Below are 18,773 nucleotides of genomic sequence, written 5' to 3' on the forward strand. Positions count from 1 at the left end.
CGGATTGCCCGTTTGCCCGCGACCGCTAGACATACGATTCCGCGTCGGTGCCCTCACCAGGCATTAAGGTGACTCCTGGCACGCGGGGTGCCGCGCCGTGGCACGAGGGGACAGCAGATGACCGACCCGAAGTCACGCGAGGGCACGATGTTTGGCCACTACCGCCTGCTGCGCCTCATCGGCAAGGGCGGGATGGGCGAGGTCTACGAGGCCGAGGACACCCAGAAGGACCGCATCGTCGCCCTCAAACTGCTGCCCGAGAGCGTCTCCCACGACCCGGTGTTCCGCGCACGCCTGCAGCGGGAGGCGCATTCCGCTGGTCGGCTGCAGGAGCCGCACGTGGTGCCGATCCACGACTACGGCGAGATCGACGGCGTGCTCTTCGTCGACATGCGCATGATCAACGGCTCCGATCTACGCAAGCTGCTCAGGGACTTCGGCCCGATGCCGCCTGCCCGTGCGGTGGCGATCGTGCGACAGGTCGCCTCGGCCATCGACGCCGCCCACGAGAACGGCCTCGTGCACCGTGACGTCAAGCCCGAGAACATCTTGATCACCAGGGACGACTTCGCGTACCTGGTCGACTTTGGCATCGCCAACGCCAAGAGCGACGAGAAGCTCACCGAACTGGGCACCGCGGTCGGCACCTACGCCTACATGGCGCCGGAGCGGTTCTCCGGCGAGGAGGTGACTTCCCGGGCCGACGTGTATGCCCTGGCCTGCGTGCTCTACGAATGCCTCGCCGGCTCGCCGCCGTATGCCGGAGACAGCGTCAGCGTCGTCATCACCGCCCATCTGATGCAGCCGATCCCGCGGCCCAGCCTGCAGCGGCCGGGCATCCCCCCGGCCTTCGACCAGGTGATCGCTCGCGGCATGGCGAAGAAGGCCGCCGAGAGATTCGCCACCGCAGGCGATCTCGCGGCCGCGGCCACCGACGCGCTGACACCTCCCGAACAGGACCAGGCCGCGACGATCGTTCGACGCGGTGAGGCGGCCGCCGCCGCGCCAAGCGGCCCGACGCCGGGCCAGGGTCCGACGATGGCCGCCCCCATCCCACCGCCACCGCCGGCCTACCTGCCGGGCTACGGCACGGTGCCGCCGTCCTACCCGACCATGCCGCCGCCGGGTCCGATGGGGGCTCCGCAGGGTCCGATGGGTGCTCCGCCGGGCTACCCGCCACCGCCTCCGTACGGCTACCCCGGCGGTCCACCGCCACCGGGATCGGGCCCACAGACGTTGGGCGGCAAGAAGACTCCGTGGGTGCCGATCATCGTGGTCCTCGCCGTGCTGATCCTCGCCCTCGGCGCCATCGGCACGTTCGTGCTGACCCGCTCCGACGATGCGGCCGGGCCGACCCCCACCACCTCCACGAGGGCGTCGACCGCACGCGAGCGTCCGTCGACCAGCCGAACCACTGCGCCTAGGACGACCGACACCGGCCCCAGCGGCTTCGACGCCCAACTGATGGCGCTGATCCCGTCCAGTTACCCGACGAGCGCGTGCGAGAAGGCCATCCCGCCGGCGCCGGGCGCGTTGGCCACCGTCGACTGTCGCGAGTCCGCGCAACCCGGCGGTCCCGCGGCCGCCCGGTATTCGCTGTTCCCCAACGCCAATTCACTGAGTCAACAGTTCCAGTCGGCCATCGCCGAGAACGAGGAACTGCTGCGCTGTCCTGGCGCCGACGCCGACTCCCCCATCACGTGGCACTACCAGGCCACGCCCGACGCGGTGGCGGGATCGGTCGCGTGCGGCACCTACCAGGGCAACGCCGACATCGTGTGGACCCAAGACGACGACCTGCTGCTGGCCGACGTGCAAAGCGCCGACATGGACGCCCTGCACGATTGGTGGCTCAACTACAGCTGAGCTCCGCTATGTTTCGACCAACGCAGCGTCGCGAAGGAGCAGACCATGGCCAGAAGTGCCGAGAAGGTGTTCGTCGTCGGAGTCGGGATGACGAAGTTCGAGAAGCCGGGCTCCCGTGAGGGGTGGGACTACCCGCAGATGGCCAAGGAGTCGGGCACCAAGGCGCTCGACGACGCCGGCATCGCCTACGACGCCGTCGAGCAGGGCTACGTCGGGTACTGCTCGGGCGACTCCACGTCGGGCCAGCGCGCGCTCTACGAACTGGGCATGACGGGCATCCCGATCGTCAACGTCAACAACAACTGCTCCACGGGGTCGACCGCGTTGTACCTTGCCGCGCAATCCATCCGGGGCGGGCTGGCCGACTGCGTCCTCGCGCTGGGCTTCGAGAAGATGCAACCCGGCTCCCTCGGCGGCGGCGCCCAGGACCGCGAGTCGCCGCTGGGCAACCACGTCAAGGCACTCGCGGCGATCGACGAGTTCGCCTTTCCGGTGGCGCCGTGGATGTTCGGGGCCGCGGGTCGCGAGCACATGAAGAAGTACGGAAGCACCGCCGAACACTTCGCCAAGATCGGCTACAAGAACCACAAGCACTCGGTGAACAACCCGTACGCGCAGTTCCAGCAGGAGTACACCCTCGACGACGTCCTCGCCGCGAAGATGATCTCCGACCCGCTGACCAAGCTGCAGTGCTCGCCGACGTCGGACGGCTCGGGGGCCGCGGTGGTGGTGAGCGAACGGTTCGTCGACGAGCACGGGTTGGCCGGCCAAGCCGTCGAGATCGTCGGACAGTCGATGACGACGGACTTCGCGAGCACCTTCGACGGCAGCGCGGCCAACGTCATCGGCTACGACATGAACGTCCAAGCCGCCCGCCAGGTCTACGACCAGTCGGGGCTCGGTCCCGAGGACTTTCAGGTGATCGAGCTGCACGACTGCTTCAGCGCCAACGAGCTACTGCTCTACGAGGCGCTGGGGCTCTGCGGTGAGGGCGAGGCACCCCGACTGGTCGACGACGGTGAGACCACCTACGGCGGCCGCTGGGTCGTCAACCCCTCGGGCGGGTTGATCTCCAAGGGTCATCCGCTGGGCGCCACCGGGTTGGCGCAGTGTGCCGAGTTGACGTGGCAGTTGCGCGGCACCGCCGACGCGCGTCAGGTCGACGGCGTCACCGCCGCGCTGCAGCACAACATCGGCCTTGGTGGCGCGGCCGTCGTCACGGCCTACCAGCGCGCCGAGCGCTAGTCGCGTACGGTCACCACCTCGTAGGCCCCGTCGGCGTGGCGGGCCCGGATGGTCTTCTTGTCGTACTTGCCGACGCTGGTCCGGGGCACGGCGTCGACGAAGGTCCACCGTTCGGGTAGCCACCACCGAACCACCTTGTCGGCGAGGAACTCTCGAAGTTCTGCGGCGGTGACCTCGGCGCCGTCGTCGAGCACCACCGTCGCCAGTGGGCGCTCCTGCCACCGCTCGTCGGGCACGCCAACCACGGCGGCCTCCAGCACGGCGGGATGGGCGATGAGGTGGTTCTCCAATTCGACCGAGGAGATCCACTCGCCACCGGACTTGATGACGTCCTTGGCGCGGTCGGTCAGGGTGACGTAGCTCAGCGGGTCGATGCGGCCGACGTCGCCGGTACGCAACCATCCGCTGGCGAACTTGGACTCGTCGTGGGCGAGATAGTACGAACCGGTGATCCACGGCCCGCGCACCTCCAGTTCACCGACGGCCTTGCCGTCGTTGGGCACCGGCTCACCGGAGTCGTCGACGATGCGCACCTCGACGCCGCACATCGGCCTGCCCTGCGTGGCACGCAACGCCCAATGTTCGTCGTCGGAGGTGCCGGGCGGTGGCCATGCCATCGTCGCCACCGGCGAGGTCTCCGTCATCCCCCACAACTGGCGGATCTGCACGTCGAACTTCGCCTCGAAGGCCTTCATCAGCGACACCGGGACCGCCGATCCGCCGCACGACACCAACCGGAGTGACGAGATGTCATGTCCCGGTGCACTTTCCAGGAAGTGCATGACGTCGTTCCAGATCGTCGGGACGGCGCCCGCCACGGTGGGTCGCCGCGTCTCGATGACGTCGACGACCGACTTCGCGTCGAGGAAGCGATCGGTCAGGACCAAGTCGGCACCCGCCATCAACGCGGCATATGGCAGACCCCACGCGTTGGCGTGGAACATCGGCACGATCGGCAGCACCGAGTCCTCGGCACCGATGCCCAGGGTGTTGGCCGAGCACGTGCTCATCGCGTGTAGGTAGCTCGAACGGTGGCTGTAGACAACGCCTTTCGGGTTGCCCGTGGTCCCGCTCGTGTAGCACATCGCGGCGGCGTCGGTCTCGACGATCGCCGGCCAGTCCACATGCGAAGACTGCCGCGCCAACACCTCGTCGAAGCGGACCACCGCGGGACCGTGCCCCACGAGCACGTCGAGGTCACCGTCACCGACCGCGATCACCGTGTGCACGGTGTCCAGCAGCGGCAGCACGGTCGCGAGCTGCTCGGCCAGCGAGAGGTCGGCGATGACGACCGCGTCCTGTGCCTCGTTGGCGACGAAGGCGATCTGCTCCGGGGAGAGCCGAATGTTGAGCGTGTGCAGCACGGCGCCCATCGACGGCACCGCGAGGTAGGCGGCGAGGTGTTCGGCGTTGTTCCACATGAACGTGCCGACTCTCTGGTCTCCGGTGATGCCCAACTCCCGCAACGCGTTGGCGAGCCGGCCAACCTGCTCACCGAGCTCCCGGTACGTGGCGGTGCGGTAGCGGCCGTCGCCCTGAGCGGTGGTGACGGTGCGGTCGCCGTTGACCTCGCAGGCGTAACGCATGATCGTGGTGACGGTCAGCGGGACGTCCTGCATCGTGCTCTGCATGTCGATCTCCGAAGTGGTTGGCCCGGCGCGTGCAACGAACGGGTGGCGCGCGGCGATATGGAGGTGAAGGATTTCCTCCAAAGATAGGGGGCGCCGATGCGTCCATCATCGATTCTTTCCACATTGGTTACGTCTGCCGCACTGGTCGGCACGTCGCTCACCACCTCGGCCGCCGCGAGTGCCGACCAGACCGCCCGGGAGAAGATCGACCAGCTGCAGTCGGAGGGCTTCACGGTCAACGTCGACCGGGTCGGCAGCGGTCCCGTCGACGGCTGCGTCGTCACCGGCGTCCGCAACCCACAGACCCAGACCCGCAACGTCCGGGACTACTACGGCCCGCGCGACGCCAACGGCGACCGCAAGTACCGCATAATCGAGGTCGTCGTCAGCCGGTCGATCTCGGTATCACTGGACTGCACCAACTGAGCCGTATGATTGCCAGCAACCTGACAGGAAGGCGTGTCATGCGCATGAATTGGACGATCGCCGCGGCAGCCGTCGGAGTATGCGGTGCCGCGTTGGCGCCGGCGGTTCTCGCCAGTGCCGAGACGGCGCAGGAGACCATCAGCCGCCTGCAGTCGCAGGGCTACACCGTGACCATCGACAAGCTGGGCACGGCGCCGATCTCGCAGTGCCAGGTCACCAGCGTGCGCAACCCGCAGAGCACGTCACAGCTGGTGCCCTACGTCGGACCCGGCAACGGCGGTGAGCGCATCCTCGTTCAGCAGCAGACCAGCCAGACGATCTCCGTGTCGTTGGACTGCACCCGCTAACGGCACCCCAACGCACGGAAGAGCCCGGCCGGAGAAATCCGACCGGGCTCTTCTCGCGGTGCGCCCTATGCCGGTGCAGGGAGCTTCGCCTGCGCCGGCTCTTCGGCGCGCGAATCGTGGTCGTCGACCATCGTGAGCTCGTTGAAGGGGTCCTTGCCGCTGAGCACCCGGTTGACCTGAGCGCTGTCTACGGTCTTGGTCCACGAGCCGACGAGCATCGTCGCGACGGCGTTGCCGGAGAAGTTGGTCACCGCGCGGGCCTCGGACATGAACCGGTCGATGCCGACGATCAAGCCGACGCCGTCAAGCAGGTCGGGGCGGTGGCTCTGCAGTCCGCCGGCCAGGGTGGCCAGACCGGCGCCGCTGACGCCCGCTGCGCCCTTGGAGGCGACGATCATGAACACCAGCAGCGAGATCTGCTCGCCGAGCGCCAACGGCTTGCCCATCGCGTCGGCGACGAACAGCGAGGCCATGGTCAGGTAGATGGCCGTGCCGTCCAGGTTGAACGAGTAGCCCGTGGGGACCACGACGCCGACGGTGGTCTTCTCGACACCGAGGTGCTCCATCTTGGCGATCAGACGCGGCAGGGCGGACTCCGAGGACGACGTCGCGAAGATCAGCAGGTACTCGCGGGCCAGGTAGCGCACCAGCTTGAAGATCGACACACCGGCGACGGCCCGCAGCAGCACGCCGAGCACGCCGAAGACGAACAGCACGCAGGTGACGTAGAACCCGAGCATCAACGTCAGCAGCTGGGTGACGGCACTCCAGCCGGTCTGACCGACGACGTTGGCGATCGCGCCGAAGGCGCCGATCGGGGCCAGCCACAGAATCATCGCCAGCACCTTGAACACCAGCTTCTGGACGGCTTCGATGCCGCGCAGAATGCCTTCACCGGCGGAACCCATCGACTGCAGCGCGAAGCCGACCAGCAGCGCGACGAACAGTGCCTGCAGGACGTTGCCTTCGGTCAGCGAGGAGAACAGCGACGTCGGGATGATGTGCTGGATGAACTCCATCAGTCCGCCCGCCTTCTCGGCGGTCTCTGCCAGCGCAGTGCCCTTGCTTGAGGTGCTCTCGATGTTGAGGCCCGTTCCTGGGCTCAACAGGTTGCCGACGACAAGACCGATGGCCAGGGCGACGGTGGACATGGCGAGGAAGTACACGAACGCCAACCCGCCGACCTTGCCGACGGTGGCGGCGGCGCGCACCTTGCCGATGCCCAGCACGATGGTGCAGAAGATGACCGGGACGATCATCATCTTGATCAGGCTGACGAACATCGTGCCGAGGACGCCGACGCTCTTGCCGACGTCGGGGGCGAGGATGCCGACGGCGACACCGGCGACGACGGCGACGATGACCGCGATGTACAGCCAGTGCGTCCGATCGCGTTTCTTGGGTGGAGACGTGGTCTCCGGTTCGGTGGTCATGGTGGGCGCTCCTTGGTGCGGTCGGCCGGGAAGGGGTCTGCAAGGATGATGTTCCTCCACGTGACCCAGGTCACGCTTTAGTTCATTGTGTTCAGCTTCGAGAAGATCCGGAGATTCGATGCGCCTGTGGTGGCCACGCTCGTTGGCCGGCCAGGCGATCGCCCTCCAGGTCGGCGTGATCGCCGTCGTCGTCCTCGTCGGAAGCGTCTTGGCCGTGTTCGACGCCCGGCGCGACGGGGACGACGCCGCCAGGCAACAGGTGGTCAGCATCGCGACCGCACTGGCGGACTCCCCGTCGACGGCGCAGGCCATCGAGTCGGGCCGGGCCACCGAAATCCTGCAACCGGTGACCGAGGCGGTGCGCACCAACACCCAGATCGCCTTCATCACCATCATGTCGACGGGTGGCACGCGGTTCACCCACACCGACCCCAGCCAGATCGGCGGCCACTACCTCGGCACCATCGAGCCTGCGCTGCGCGGGGAGACGTTCACCGAGATCTACACCGGCACCCTCGGGCCGTCGATCCGGGCGGTCGCACCCGTGCGCGACTCCGCGGGCCGGGTGGTCGGGCTGGTCTCCGCGGGCATCACTCAGCAGACGCTCGCGCAGCGCTGGCGCGAGCAGTGGCCCAAGATCGCCGCGGTCGGCGTCGGAGCATTGGTGCTTTCGATGTTCGGCGTCTGGGCGATCCGGCGGCGTCTGCTGCGTCAGACGCACGGCTTGCGCCCCGACGAGCTGCGGGTGATGTACGAGCACCACGACGCGATCCTGCATTCGGTGTCCGAGGGTCTCGTCGTGCTCGACCGCGACCGCGTCGTCGTGGTCAACGACGAGGCACGCCGCCTGCTCGGGCTTCCGCCCGGGCGTGTCACGCAAGCGGATCTGCCGGAGTTCTTGCGCGCGTACGCTCCCGGCGCGCGCGACGAGGTGCACGTCACCGAGGATCGGGTGCTGGTGGTCAACCGGTCCCGCGTGGCCGACTCCTCGCACTCGGAGGTGGTGACCGTGCGTGACCGCACCGAATTGCAGGGCGCGCTCGGCGAGCTGAGTTCGCTTCAGGTGCTTACCGATTCGTTGCGGGCTCAGGCCCACGAGGCGGCCAACAAGCTGCACACGGTCATCACGATGGTCGAGATGGGCAAGCCCGATGACGCCGTCCGCTTCGCCACCGAGGAGCTGGCCCTGTCACAACGCCTGGTGGACCGGCTCTCTCACGACGTCGGCGAGCCGGCGCTGGTCGCGTTGCTGCTCGGTAAGACCGCACAGGCCGACGAGCGGGGTATCGCGTTGACCGTCACCGAGGACACCCACCTGCCGTCGGACACCGACGACGTGCCGCTCTCGGCGCAGGAGATGATCACCGTGCTGGGCAACCTGGTCGACAACGCGATGGACGCTTGCGACCGGGACGACCCGTGGGTGGAGGTGACCGTGGCGCTGGAGCAGGCGGAGCTGTTGATGCGCGTGGCCGACAGCGGTGCCGGCATGGAGGGCGAAACCTTCGACCGCGCCATGCAGCGCGGCTACTCGACCAAGGCCGACACCGAACCAGGACAGCACGGTCTGGGGCTGGCGCTCGTCGCGCAGGTGGTGCGACGACACGGCGGCACCCTGACCGCCGACGTGACCTACGGCTCGGTGGTCACCGTTCGCGTTCCGGGGCGTGGCCAATGATCTCGGTGCTGATCGTCGAGGACGATCCGCTGATCGCGGCGGCCCATCACACGTATCTCGAACGCCTGGAGGGCTTTTCGACGGTGGCGGTGGTGCACACCGCGCGGGAGGCCATGCAGACCGCGGCCACGGCGGCGGCGACCGACTCGCCGGTGGACCTGGTGCTGCTCGATCTGGGATTGCCCGACGCCAGCGGCATCAGCCTCGCGTCGGCACTGGCCGGTTTGCGTCCCGCCCCCGACATCATCGCGATCACCTCCGAACGCGACCTCGAGATGGTGCGGGCCGCGGTGGCCCACGGTGCGCTCGCGTATCTGCTCAAGCCGTTTACCTTCGCGGCCTTTCGCGACCGCCTCGAGCGCTACCGCCGCTACCGGTCGGCGCTGCCTGCGGGGGTCGACGCCGCCAGCCAAGAAGAGGTGGACCGCGCATTGTCCGAACTGCGCGTGGCCACCGACAAGTCCGTGGCACCGAAGGGCGCCGCTCCGCAGACCAACGACGACATCGCCAGGGTGGTGCGCGACGACGCCGCGGGCGTAACCGCGGACGAGGTCGCCAAACGCGTTGGGGTGTCGCGGGTTACCGCGTGGCGCTACCTGGAGCGCTTGGCCGACGAGGGGACGGTGAACCGCACCACCGACTACGGCGGCGCCGGGCGACCCAAGACGCGCTATCAGTGGCGCTAGCGAACCGTCAGACCGCGGGCTCGAGTTCGCGCGGTGCGGGCAGAGCGTCGACGAAGGGCGCGTACAGCATCGGTGCCGTCGCCGCGACGGTGTAGGTGGTGACCCCTCCGTCGTAGTCGGCCACGAAGAGACGCTCGTCGCTCAGGGCGATCGCCGACGGGCGGGCGCCGACCGATACCTCGCCGACGACCGTGCGGTGCTCCACGTCGACGACCGCGACGTGGTCGTAGTCGACGACGTAGGCGCGCGCGCCGTCCTGGCTGAGCACCATCTGCGTGGGTGTGGCGGCGACGGAGACGTCGGCGGTGATGTGGTTGGCGACCAAGTCGACGACGTAGAGAACACCGCCGTGGGCGATGTCGGAGGTCAGGACGTAGGCGGTGCTGTCCATGCCGAGGGCAAGGCCGCGGATGGGCGCTCCGATTTCGAGGGCCCGCCGGACGCGGGCGGTCTCGACGTCGACGGTGAGCAGTCGGCTGCTGCGCGAATCCGAGACGCCGACGTACAGTCGGCGCCCCGTGGCATCGAGGCACAGGGCGTCGATGGTGGCGTCGGCGTCCTTCGTGACGAAGATCGTGCCGACGCGTTCGGCGTGCACGTCGATGACGGCGACGTCGACGCCCTCTTCACCTGCGCGCCCCGCGTAGACCCGCTTGCCGTCCACGCTGGTCGCGATGGCCGTGACGTTGAACGACAGCGCGTACTCCTTGAGCACGTCGCCGCTGGTGGTGTCGATCACGACGACGGCGTCGTAGCTGGCCGACGACACGGCCGCGAAGGCACGATCGCCGACGACCGCGACGGCGGTGGGCTGACCCGCAACGATCCCCCCGCGCAGCGCGAGGGTGTCGGCTCCGAGGACGGCGACCGAATCGTCACCGAAATTGGTCGTGACGACGGTGTCGCCGTCGACGGCGAGATCCGAGATCGGGCCGCGTCCCGTGGTTACGGACTTCAGCAGGGCGACGTCTTGGTTTCCCACCGTGACGTTGGTCGAGCGCGTTCGTGTGTTGGCCATGTATTCGGCACCTCCGCCGGCATCACGAGGGCCGGCAATAGATTCGAGCTGGTGACGTTCCCGCTGGGAACGTGGTCGAAATTGATTGTAGCGACGAAATGATGTGCCTCCGGGGGCCGAAAAAAGCGGCTCTACGCCACCCCTAGGATCCTCTCAGGACACACTTAAGAAACATTCTGTTATCGCATCGTTATGTTTCGAGCGCAACCCCAAAAGGGCCCCCCATGTGCGGTTTCGATTCGGTGGCAACGTCGCCGAGCGCCCCCCGAGAAGTTGCTCAGGTCACGGTTTCTTAGCTTTGCGGCCGAAAGTGAGCGGCAGATCACAGGCGACACGACAGCAAAGTCCGCTTCGACGGCGTAACGCGACGGACGCACGTGGTTCACGAGGCGGACGAGGGCAGCGAGACGTCGGTGGTACGCGTACCCGTCGCCGGCGGACGCGCCGGCGTCAGCTGGCGAGGGTGAGGAACTGCATCGGCGCGGAGTCGACGAACTCGGTGGTGACGTTGCCGACGAAGTCACCACCGGAGACCAGGTCGAGCCGGCGCGCAGACGCCCCCTCGGCGAGGTCGGCGGAGCCGAGGTCGACCCAAATCACGTTGGGTCTGGTGGTCGAGGCGAACACGTAGCGAAGGTTGGTCAGGTCGGTGACGGTCTGCCATATCGTCTGCGACACCTCGGGTTTGCCGTCCTCGGGGATGCGGAACGGCTGGGCGGCGTTGCGGATGACGCTGAACATGCCGGCGACGGCGTCGACCGGACTCGCTGCCGGCGGAAGCCTTTCGCCGTAATACGTTGCGCGCGCGAATCTGTCGGCGGCCAGCGTCGTCCCCGGCAGCACGTCGGCACCACCCAGCCCGGCGAAGCGCTTCACTAGCTCCAGTTGCTCACCGTAGGGCGGAGAATTGGTCATCACGGCGTACCCCCGGTCATGCCACACGCGGGCCTTGCCGTCGAGGTACTCGACGATCGCCGAGTCGCCCGTGGCGTCGTCGAGGGCCAGGTGCACGGCCGGAACGCGTCCCGTTCCCGGATCCGCCAAGGGCACCACCTGCACGTCGGTCGCCTCGATCCACGCCACGGCCTCGGCCACGGTCGCGCAGGTGTCCAGGAAGTACTGCAGCCAGACCGCCATGCTCAGCGCTGGTCTGGCGGCGTCATAGGTGCCGTAGTCGGATTCGGTCAGCCACAGTATGTGACCCGCCAGACCGGCTTCGTTAAGACCGTCGACCGACATCAGGTCATATCCGCTGGCGATCAGACTGCCGTACTTCGCCGTCCACGCCAGCGAGCCGCCCACGCCGTCGGTGCGGTCGACACCTCGAGGCAGGACCCACAGATTGGTACCGGTGTCGCAGTGGTAGTCCATGTTTCGGCCAACCACGATCGGTTCGCCAGGAACGGACCTCATCACTCGCGTGCACATGTTCGCCCCTTTCGATCGTCGAGTCGGACGCGTCAGCCGTCTGCCACGGCTCGCCGACGGCGCGCCTTATCGCGGTACATGTCGGCGTCGGCCTCTCGGATCAGCTCGCCGATGTCGGCTGTGACGCTGCACGTCCACCCCACCGACGCGGTCAGCGTCACGTCGGTGCCTTCGACCCGGTGACCGCCGCTCATCACCGCGCCGACTCGCTCGGCCAACCGGGCGACGGCATCCTCGGTGACCGCGTCCACGGCCAGCACCACGAATTCGTCACCGCCGAGCCGGTAGACCGAGTTTGGCGGCTCGATCTCCTCGGCAAGGCGACTGGCGACGGCCTGCAGCACCGCGTCTCCAGCGGCGTGGCCGTAGACGTCGTTGACGTCCTTGAAACCGTCGAGGTCGGCGAACACGATGCCGACGTAGGCCGAGGGTTCGGCGGCGCGGTGCTCGGCGAGCCGAGTGACCAACGAATGCCGGTTGTGGAGCCCGGTGAGGGGATCGGTGACCGCGAGCCGGGCGAACTCCGCCTCGGCGGTCTTGCGCTCGGTGACGTCCTGGAATTGCGTCAGCACGACGTCGGCGCTGCCGCGCGAGCCAGGCACGAACACCGAGTGCCGCTGCACCCAGATGGTGGTGTCGTCACGGCGGCAATACCGCGATTCGGCGAACACCTGCAACACCGAGCCCTCGACGAGCTGGCGCCACTCGCGCTGCGCGGCGTCGCGATCGTCGGGATGCACGCCGTCGAGATAGTGCAATCCCTCCGCGTCCTCGCGGCGTTGGCCAAGCATCAGACACAACGACGGGTTGACGTAGAGCGCTCGTCCCGCCGTCGAGAACATGGCCTCGCCAAACGGGGCGTTCTCCCTGCTGATGTGAAGCAATCTCTGCGCATCGTCACGGGCGCGTTCGGCCTCCACCCGGCCGGTGACGTCGGCCACCTGCACGTACAGACCGCCAACCTTGCCGCCGACGACTTCGGGCATGTAGCACGCCTGCACGTGCCGGGTGACGCCGTGATGGTCGACCAGGGTCTTCTCGAAGATCTGGTCCCGGCCCCCCATGGCGGCCTCGACGTAGGGCCGGCTGGCCTCACCGAGCTCCCCGACCAGCAACTCGAAGATGTGTCGGCCCCGAATCTCCTCGGGGGTCTTGCCGAAGAAGTCGCAATGCGCTTGGTTGGCGACGACGTTGCGAAGGTCGGCGTCCCAGTAGGCAACCATCGCCGGCAGACGGTCGACGAGAGCCCGGAGCCTGTCTCGGTCGGCCAGCTCGTCGTCCGACATGCGCAGACCCTTTCGGTGACGCCGAGCCAGCGGGGCTCGGCTCTGCGAGGTAGTCGCGAGCATAGACACCACGCTCGAGATCGCCGGTAACGACTCGACGTTTGGGGACCGCGGCGTACACGGAAGTCGGCGGGTCGAGCGAGGCGGCTAGTTGGCCTTCAGCAGTCGTTGCGACACCTCGAGCATCACCCGACGAGGGGTGAACCGGTAGCCGGTGGCCAGCAGCGTGTTGGCCAGGCCGGACACCACGGTGGGGGTGGACTTGTCGAGAGCCGCCATCGCCACGTCGACGACCTGCTTGGAGGTCTGGCGGCCGCTGGTGAGGAACTCCTCGCCGGTCCGCTCGAAGAATTCGGTGTCGGTCGCACCCGGGCACAGGGCGAGCACGCGGACGCCGCTGCCCTTGGTCTCCTTCCAGATCGCCTCGGTGAAGGACAGCACGAACGCCTTGGTGGCGCCGTACACGGCCATGCCAGGGGTCGGCTGAAACGATGCGGTGGAGGCGACGTTGAGGACCACCCCGTGACGCGCTGCGGTCATCGCCGGCAGGAAGTGCCCGGTCAGCTCGACGAGGGTCACGCAGTTGAGCTGGATCTGAGCGGCGTTGGCGGCGACGTCCTGCGTGACGAAGTCTCCATGCAGACCGACCCCGGCGTTGTTGACCAGGACGTCGACCCGGTGCCCGAGTTCATTTACCTTGGCGGCGAGTTCGGCGGCCGAACCGGGCAGGGACAGATCGGCGGCGACGACGTCGACCCGTATGCCTGGCGTCGTCTCGAGCAACCGCTCGCGCAGCGCGGACAGCTTCTCGGCGCGACGCGCCACGAGGACCAGATTGACTCCGCGCCTGGCGAATTGGACAGCGAACTCCTCGCCGATGCCTCCGCTGGAGCCGGTGATCAACGCGGTGTCGTTCTTCAGGTCCACAGGTGGCCTCCACGGGCAACGGGTCAGATGGAGCGTCCGGTCTGGCCGATCATATGGTGGAGGCATGACATCGGCACCAACTTCGAACCATCCGCAGATGGCGGCCGTGCGCGGTCGAGTCGAGCCGGCACCGCGGCGGGTGCGTGGTCTGGTCGGGAACCAGGTGCTGTTCGACACGACGGCGGCCCGATACGTCTGGGAGGTGCCCTACTACCCCCAGTACTACGTGCCGGTGGCCGACGTAGACCTCAGCATGCTGACCGACGAGAATCATTCTCAGCGAGTGCAATTCGGACCGTCGAAGCTGTACTCGATCACGGACGTGCCACGGGAGAAGCCGACGGTGCGCATCTTCGACGCCGACGGCGACGGCCCAGTCGCGGGCTTGGTCAGGGTCGAATGGGACTGCGTGCAGTGGTTCGAGGAGGAGGAACGGATCGTCGGTCACCCTCGCAACCCCTACGTCCGGGTCGACGCGGTGCGCTCGCACCGGCACGTCCGGGTGGAGCTGGACGGCGTCGTGCTCGCCGACACCCACAGTCCCGTCCTCGTCTTCGAAACGGGTTTGCCGACGAGGTATTACGTGGACCGCACCGACGTTCGCTTCGACGCGTTGGTGCCCAGTGACACCGAGACGCTGTGCCCGTACAAGGGCACCACCTCTCAGTACTGGTCGGTGCGAACGGGTGAGGACGTACACCCGGACTTGGCGTGGACCTACGACTATCCGCTGCCCGCCGTGTCAGCCATCGCGGGGCTGGTCGCGTTCTACGACGAGAAGGTCGACGTCGTCCTCGACGGCGTTCGCCAGGATCGCCCGGTCACCCACTTCGGCTGACCGGCCACGCCGGCGACACCCCGTCGGGGCCACCCACCTGCGAGACGCTGAAGCTGGGGACGGCGGTGAGAAAGCGGTCGGCGTCGGCGCGCGCGGGCGCCGGAGTGGCGCTGGCCGCGACGACGATGCCGATGGACAGGGCCATGGCGCTGGACGCCTTCGCCGATACGTCGATCAGTCCTGCGATGACCGCCATGAGTGCTCCTCGGTTGATCACGGTCGCAAATCACTGCCGCAACAGCTGGAACACTGCTCTACTTCTGTAACATTTGGACCACGACGCGGCCACGGTTCACACCTGGCGCGTTTCGCACACCGTCCCCGTGCCATCTCGATGCGACACTGCCCCGCTCGAAACAGCCGCTGCCTGCCACGCAAACCGTTTCTCGGCCAACGACATTGACCCGTGGGCAGTGTGACCTACGCCTCACTCGGCATCCTTTCGGACACCCGCCCGGGCGCACATTAGAAAACGATGAGAGGATCCGGCGGTGGACGACGACGCGCAGACCGCCCAGGCGCTGGCGCTGTTGCGAGAGTTGCACGGTCACGTCGCCGGCCTCTCGCACAAGCTCGAGGCGGCCGAGGCCCGCAGCAGGCGCGCCCGGGCGCGCGGCAACATCCGCAAGGATCCCGCCACCCTTGCGCTACGCCGCGATCTCCACGAGGCGCACCGCCTGATCGACGGGCTGCACGCGCGGTACCCGAAGCTCACCCGCGAGCGGTCCACGATCTCCACCTGATCTCCACACGACCTCCAAGCTCGGGGGTACCGCTGAGCCGCACCATCTATTCGAGTCACGAAGCACCACCGTCGGAAGATCTCCGAAGTGACCCGAACGAGAGGAACGGTCATGCGTACCGCATCGATCATCACCGCCGCCGCCGCTGCCGCAGCCATCGGAACCCTTGCGCTGCCGCCCATCTCGGCCAACGCCGCCGACTCCGCCATCGTCACCATCGGTCAGCTCGAGGCCCAGGGATTCGACGTGCGGGTGGACCGGATCGGGAGCGCGCCACTGTCGCAGTGCGTGGTCACCGACGTCCGCAACCCCCAGGAGCGCACCCAGTTCGTCGACGTCGACCGGATTGGCCGCGACCGCGTGATCCCCATCGTGGTCGCCAGGACCATCACGGTGTCGTTGGACTGCTCCGCGCGATAGGCCGGGGAATGCGGCAGGCCCGTTCGACGTCGTTGTTCGCAGATGTCGAGCAGGTCGCCAAGGAAGAGGAGTGCACGTGCGCGTTGGAGTGGTCTTTCCCCAGACGGAGCTCGGCGGCGACGCCGGCGCGGTGCGGGCCTACGGCCAGCGTGTCGAGGAGCTGGGGTTCACCCACCTGCTGGCCTACGACCACGTCGTCGGCGCCGACCCCGCGGTCCACACCGGGTGGAACGGCCCGTATGACGTCCGCACGACCTTTCACGAGCCGCTGGTGGCGTTCGGATTCCTCGCCGGCATCACGCAGACCCTCGAGCTGGTCACCGGCGTGATCATCGCGCCCCAACGTCAGACCGCGCTGCTGGCCAAGCAAGCCGCCGAGGTCGACCTGCTCAGCGGCGGTCGCCTCCGGCTGGGAGTCGGAATCGGTTGGAACGCAGTCGAATACGAGGCGCTCGGTCAGGACTTCGGCACCCGCGGCAAGCGCTCTGCCGAGCAGATCGAGCTGCTGCGGCGACTGTGGACCGAGCCGTCGGTCACCTTCGACGGCACATTCGACACGGTGACCGGCGCCGGACTGGCCCCGCTACCCGAGCAGCGCCCGATTCCCATCTGGATCGGCGCCGCCTCCACCGCCGGGTATCGCCGGATCGGCCAACTGGCCGACGGCTGGTTTCCCATGATGGAGCCCGGGCCACGACTCGACGAGGCACTCGCCGAGATAGCTCGCGGCGCGGCGGAGGCAGGACGCGATCCCGCCACCATCGGCATGGAGGGCCGGGCCCGGTGGACTGGCGACGACGAGGCCGTCGCCCGCCAGATCGCGGCCTGGTCGGACGCGGGTGCGACGCACCTGTCCGTCGACACCATGGGTGCCGGCCTGACCCATGTCGACCGACATCTCGACGTGCTGGCCAGGATCGCCGAGTCGGAGTAGCCCGGGCGCGGTTGCACGTTCCCGGCAGCCGTCGCGGTTAGGCTCTGCGACGACATGACGAGACGTTGCGTGACGTGGATCCTGCTCTGCGCCCTGCTCTTCGGCACGACCGGCTGTTCGTTGTTCTCGAGCGCCGGCCCCCAAGACGCACTGCGCGGGTTTGCCGAGGCACTCGCGCGGAAGGACGCTTCAGCGGCCGGGGCGAGCACCGACGACCAGGGCGCCGCCACCGCCGCCATCACCTCGATGCTGGACGGCATGGGCAAGGACGCGACACTGAAGGTCGCCGTCTCTCAGCCCGGTGACGACGACAAGACGGGGACACTGGCGTACTCGTGGTCGTTCGGACCCAACAAGGCCCTGACCTACGACGCCACGGCCACGGCCACCCAATCCGGTGACGACTGGCGGGTGCACTGGGACACCAAGGCGCTCAACCCCCAGCTGCAACCCGGGATGACCTTCCAATACAGCGACGACAAGAACTACCTCACCCCGGTCACCGACCGGGACGGACAACCGTTGCTGACGTGGCAGACGATCGGCGTCGTCGGCCTGACGCGCGAGCACGCCGACTCCGCGGCGGCTCTCGCCGACGTCCTGCGGCCGTTCGACGACACCATCACCGCCGACACGATCGCGGGACAGTTCGCCGCAACCCGCGACGACCGGATCACCGTCATCAAATTGCGCCAGGACGACCTGGCGACGGTCGCCGATCAGCTAACGCGGATCTCCGGGGTGTCGGTCGTCGAGCAGGGCGCGTTGCTCACGGCCAACCGCGATCTCGCCTCCCCCGCCCTCGACGGCCTGCCCGCGCTGTGGCAGAAGGCCATCGACGACGGCGCGGGATGGTCGGTCACCTTGGTCTCCACCCAGGGGCCCGACAAGGGGCAGCCGACTGCGCAGCTGGCCAAGACACCGCCGGTCGACACCCCGCCGATTCGCACCACACTCGACCTCCGGCTGCAGTCGCTGGCGCAGCAGGCCGTCGCCACGGAAGCGCGGCCCACCGTGCTGGTGGCCATCTCCCCGTCGACCGGCGGGATCCTGGCCGCCGCGCAGAACGCCGCCGCCAACGCCCAGGGTCCCATCGCGTTCTCCGGTGCCTACCCTCCTGGCTCGACGTTCAAGACCGTCACCACGGCGGCGGCCATCCAGGCGGGCCTCGCCACGCCGGACACCCCCGAGGCCTGCCCCGGCACCGTGACCGTCGAGAACCGCACCATCCCCAACGAGGACGAATTCGATCTCGGCACCGTGCCGCTGTCGACGGCATTCGCCAAGTCCTGCAACACGACGATGGCGGCGCTGGCCGACCAGCTTCCCGCCGATGCATTGCCGAAGATGGCGCGCCTCTTCGGCATTGGCGTCGACTACGTGATACCCGGCCTCACCACCATCACCGGCAGTGTGCCCAATGCCGACACGCCCGCCCAGAAGGTCGAGAACGGCATCGGTCAAGGCACCGTGACCGTCAGCCCGTTCGGCCTGGCCGTCGCCGAGGCCAGCCTGGGCCACGGCTCGACCATCACGCCCACGCTCGTGGTCGGCGCGAACACGACGGCCGACACGCCCAGCCAACCCGTGCCCGCTGCCGTCGCCGCCGATCTGCGCACGATGATGCTGCAGACGGTCTCCGACGGCACGGCAACTGCGCTGCAGGACGTTCCGGGTCTCGGCGGCAAGACGGGTACCGCCGAATTCGGCGACAACACCCACTCGCACGGCTGGTTCGCGGGCATCGCCGGCGACATCGCCTTCGCGACCCTGGTGGTCGGCGGTGACACCTCGACCCCCGCCGTCACGGTGTCGGGCGACTTCCTGCGTCCCGCCCTCGCGGGCTGACCGACCCGGTCGGCAGTAT

Annotated in this window: 18 protein-coding genes; 11 read left to right on the forward strand and 7 right to left on the reverse strand. The window is 68.0% G+C overall.

The window, feature by feature from the left end:
• Window positions 1-117 precede the first annotated feature (117 nt).
• A complete protein-coding gene (locus H7K45_RS19425) occupies window positions 118-1,866 on the forward strand; it encodes a serine/threonine-protein kinase (protein WP_263997591.1) in 1,749 nt (582 codons plus the stop codon).
• Window positions 1,867-1,911: 45 nt separating this feature from the next.
• On the forward strand, window positions 1,912-3,111 hold the full coding sequence (locus H7K45_RS19430) for a lipid-transfer protein (protein WP_263997592.1): 1,200 nt from the start codon (window positions 1,912-1,914) through the stop codon (window positions 3,109-3,111).
• Here H7K45_RS19430 and H7K45_RS19435 read toward each other — a convergent pair.
• Entirely contained in the window at window positions 3,108-4,742 is a 1,635-nt protein-coding gene (locus H7K45_RS19435) for a fatty acid--CoA ligase (protein WP_263997593.1), read from the reverse strand. The genes H7K45_RS19430 and H7K45_RS19435 overlap by 4 nt on opposite strands.
• A 123-nt stretch (window positions 4,743-4,865) precedes the next feature.
• On the opposite strand from H7K45_RS19435, the gene H7K45_RS19440 reads away from it, so the two are divergent.
• Window positions 4,866-5,168 carry a hypothetical protein gene (locus H7K45_RS19440; RefSeq protein WP_263997594.1) on the forward strand — a complete coding sequence of 101 codons (303 nt, stop codon included), beginning with the start codon at window positions 4,866-4,868 and terminating at the stop codon, window positions 5,166-5,168.
• A gap of 38 nt (window positions 5,169-5,206) precedes the next feature.
• The gene (locus tag H7K45_RS19445; protein ID WP_263997596.1) at window positions 5,207-5,515 is read left to right on the forward strand and encodes a hypothetical protein; all 309 of its coding nucleotides are present in this window, start codon (window positions 5,207-5,209) and stop codon (window positions 5,513-5,515) included.
• Window positions 5,516-5,580: 65 nt separating this feature from the next.
• Here H7K45_RS19445 and H7K45_RS19450 read toward each other — a convergent pair whose 3' ends face one another.
• Entirely contained in the window at window positions 5,581-6,948 is a 1,368-nt protein-coding gene (locus H7K45_RS19450; RefSeq protein WP_263997597.1) for a cation:dicarboxylate symporter family transporter, read from the reverse strand.
• A 118-nt stretch (window positions 6,949-7,066) separates the two neighbouring features.
• Here H7K45_RS19450 and H7K45_RS19455 point away from each other — a divergent pair, with 118 nt between their 5' ends.
• Together H7K45_RS19455 and H7K45_RS19460 are read left to right on the forward strand one after the other, a co-directional pair.
• The gene (locus H7K45_RS19455) at window positions 7,067-8,626 is read left to right on the forward strand and encodes a sensor histidine kinase (RefSeq protein ID WP_263997598.1); all 1,560 of its coding nucleotides are present in this window, start codon (window positions 7,067-7,069) and stop codon (window positions 8,624-8,626) included.
• On the forward strand, window positions 8,623-9,312 hold the full coding sequence (locus tag H7K45_RS19460) for a response regulator (protein ID WP_263997599.1): 690 nt from the start codon (window positions 8,623-8,625) through the stop codon (window positions 9,310-9,312). Before H7K45_RS19455 ends, H7K45_RS19460 begins: the two co-directional genes overlap by 4 nt.
• A 7-nt stretch (window positions 9,313-9,319) precedes the next feature.
• Here H7K45_RS19460 and H7K45_RS19465 read toward each other — a convergent pair whose 3' ends face one another.
• The 4 genes from H7K45_RS19465 to H7K45_RS19480 form a co-directional block, all read right to left on the reverse strand.
• Window positions 9,320-10,330 carry an MmpL3/TtfA transport complex stabilizer gene (locus tag H7K45_RS19465; RefSeq protein WP_263997600.1) on the reverse strand — a complete coding sequence of 337 codons (1,011 nt, stop codon included), beginning with the start codon at window positions 10,328-10,330 and terminating at the stop codon, window positions 9,320-9,322.
• A gap of 450 nt (window positions 10,331-10,780) precedes the next feature.
• A complete protein-coding gene (locus H7K45_RS19470; RefSeq protein ID WP_263997601.1) occupies window positions 10,781-11,758 on the reverse strand; it encodes a linear amide C-N hydrolase in 978 nt (325 codons plus the stop codon).
• A 32-nt stretch (window positions 11,759-11,790) separates the two neighbouring features.
• Window positions 11,791-13,044 carry a sensor domain-containing diguanylate cyclase gene (locus tag H7K45_RS19475; protein ID WP_263997602.1) on the reverse strand — a complete coding sequence of 418 codons (1,254 nt, stop codon included), beginning with the start codon at window positions 13,042-13,044 and terminating at the stop codon, window positions 11,791-11,793.
• A gap of 147 nt (window positions 13,045-13,191) precedes the next feature.
• Window positions 13,192-13,971: an SDR family NAD(P)-dependent oxidoreductase gene (locus H7K45_RS19480; protein ID WP_263997603.1), complete on the reverse strand. Its 780-nt coding sequence runs from the start codon at window positions 13,969-13,971 to the stop codon at window positions 13,192-13,194.
• A gap of 64 nt (window positions 13,972-14,035) precedes the next feature.
• Between H7K45_RS19480 and H7K45_RS19485 the strand changes: the two genes are divergently transcribed.
• A complete protein-coding gene (locus tag H7K45_RS19485) occupies window positions 14,036-14,809 on the forward strand; it encodes a DUF427 domain-containing protein (RefSeq protein WP_263997604.1) in 774 nt (257 codons plus the stop codon).
• On the opposite strand, the gene H7K45_RS19490 is transcribed toward H7K45_RS19485, so the two are convergent.
• A complete protein-coding gene (locus H7K45_RS19490) occupies window positions 14,793-15,005 on the reverse strand; it encodes a hypothetical protein (RefSeq protein ID WP_263997605.1) in 213 nt (70 codons plus the stop codon). The two genes, H7K45_RS19485 and H7K45_RS19490, sit on opposite strands and share 17 nt — an antisense overlap.
• A 295-nt stretch (window positions 15,006-15,300) precedes the next feature.
• Between H7K45_RS19490 and H7K45_RS19495 the strand changes: the two genes are divergently transcribed.
• From H7K45_RS19495 to H7K45_RS19510, 4 genes are all read left to right on the forward strand, one after another.
• Window positions 15,301-15,552: a hypothetical protein gene (locus tag H7K45_RS19495; RefSeq protein ID WP_263997606.1), complete on the forward strand. Its 252-nt coding sequence runs from the start codon at window positions 15,301-15,303 to the stop codon at window positions 15,550-15,552.
• Window positions 15,553-15,663: 111 nt separating this feature from the next.
• On the forward strand, window positions 15,664-15,972 hold the full coding sequence (locus tag H7K45_RS19500; protein WP_263997607.1) for a hypothetical protein: 309 nt from the start codon (window positions 15,664-15,666) through the stop codon (window positions 15,970-15,972).
• 76 nt (window positions 15,973-16,048) lie between these two features.
• Entirely contained in the window at window positions 16,049-16,906 is an 858-nt protein-coding gene (locus H7K45_RS19505; RefSeq protein ID WP_263997608.1) for an LLM class F420-dependent oxidoreductase, read from the forward strand.
• A 54-nt stretch (window positions 16,907-16,960) separates the two neighbouring features.
• Entirely contained in the window at window positions 16,961-18,754 is a 1,794-nt protein-coding gene (locus H7K45_RS19510) for a penicillin-binding transpeptidase domain-containing protein (RefSeq protein WP_263997609.1), read from the forward strand.
• Window positions 18,755-18,773: the final 19 nt, after the last annotated feature.

This window comes from Mycobacterium yunnanensis (genome assembly GCF_025823185.1).
GTDB classification, from domain to species: Bacteria; Actinomycetota; Actinomycetes; order Mycobacteriales; family Mycobacteriaceae; genus Mycobacterium; species Mycobacterium yunnanensis.

What these genes read in the sequence shown, in the direction of transcription:
- H7K45_RS19425 (WP_263997591.1), top strand. Translation starts at nt 118, where the DNA reads ATGACCGACCCGAAGTCACGCGAGGGCACGATGTTTGGCCACTACCGC.
- H7K45_RS19430 (WP_263997592.1), top strand. Translation starts at nt 1,912, where the DNA reads ATGGCCAGAAGTGCCGAGAAGGTGTTCGTCGTCGGAGTCGGGATGACG.
- H7K45_RS19435 (WP_263997593.1), bottom strand. Translation starts at nt 4,742, where the DNA reads ATGCAGAGCACGATGCAGGACGTCCCGCTGACCGTCACCACGATCATG.
- H7K45_RS19445 (WP_263997596.1), top strand. Translation starts at nt 5,207, where the DNA reads ATGCGCATGAATTGGACGATCGCCGCGGCAGCCGTCGGAGTATGCGGT.
- H7K45_RS19450 (WP_263997597.1), bottom strand. Translation starts at nt 6,948, where the DNA reads ATGACCACCGAACCGGAGACCACGTCTCCACCCAAGAAACGCGATCGG.
- H7K45_RS19455 (WP_263997598.1), top strand. Translation starts at nt 7,067, where the DNA reads ATGCGCCTGTGGTGGCCACGCTCGTTGGCCGGCCAGGCGATCGCCCTC.
- H7K45_RS19460 (WP_263997599.1), top strand. Translation starts at nt 8,623, where the DNA reads ATGATCTCGGTGCTGATCGTCGAGGACGATCCGCTGATCGCGGCGGCC.
- H7K45_RS19465 (WP_263997600.1), bottom strand. Translation starts at nt 10,330, where the DNA reads ATGGCCAACACACGAACGCGCTCGACCAACGTCACGGTGGGAAACCAA.
- H7K45_RS19470 (WP_263997601.1), bottom strand. Translation starts at nt 11,758, where the DNA reads ATGTGCACGCGAGTGATGAGGTCCGTTCCTGGCGAACCGATCGTGGTT.
- H7K45_RS19475 (WP_263997602.1), bottom strand. Translation starts at nt 13,044, where the DNA reads ATGTCGGACGACGAGCTGGCCGACCGAGACAGGCTCCGGGCTCTCGTC.
- H7K45_RS19485 (WP_263997604.1), top strand. Translation starts at nt 14,036, where the DNA reads ATGACATCGGCACCAACTTCGAACCATCCGCAGATGGCGGCCGTGCGC.
- H7K45_RS19490 (WP_263997605.1), bottom strand. Translation starts at nt 15,005, where the DNA reads ATGGCGGTCATCGCAGGACTGATCGACGTATCGGCGAAGGCGTCCAGC.
- H7K45_RS19500 (WP_263997607.1), top strand. Translation starts at nt 15,664, where the DNA reads ATGCGTACCGCATCGATCATCACCGCCGCCGCCGCTGCCGCAGCCATC.
- H7K45_RS19510 (WP_263997609.1), top strand. Translation starts at nt 16,961, where the DNA reads ATGACGAGACGTTGCGTGACGTGGATCCTGCTCTGCGCCCTGCTCTTC.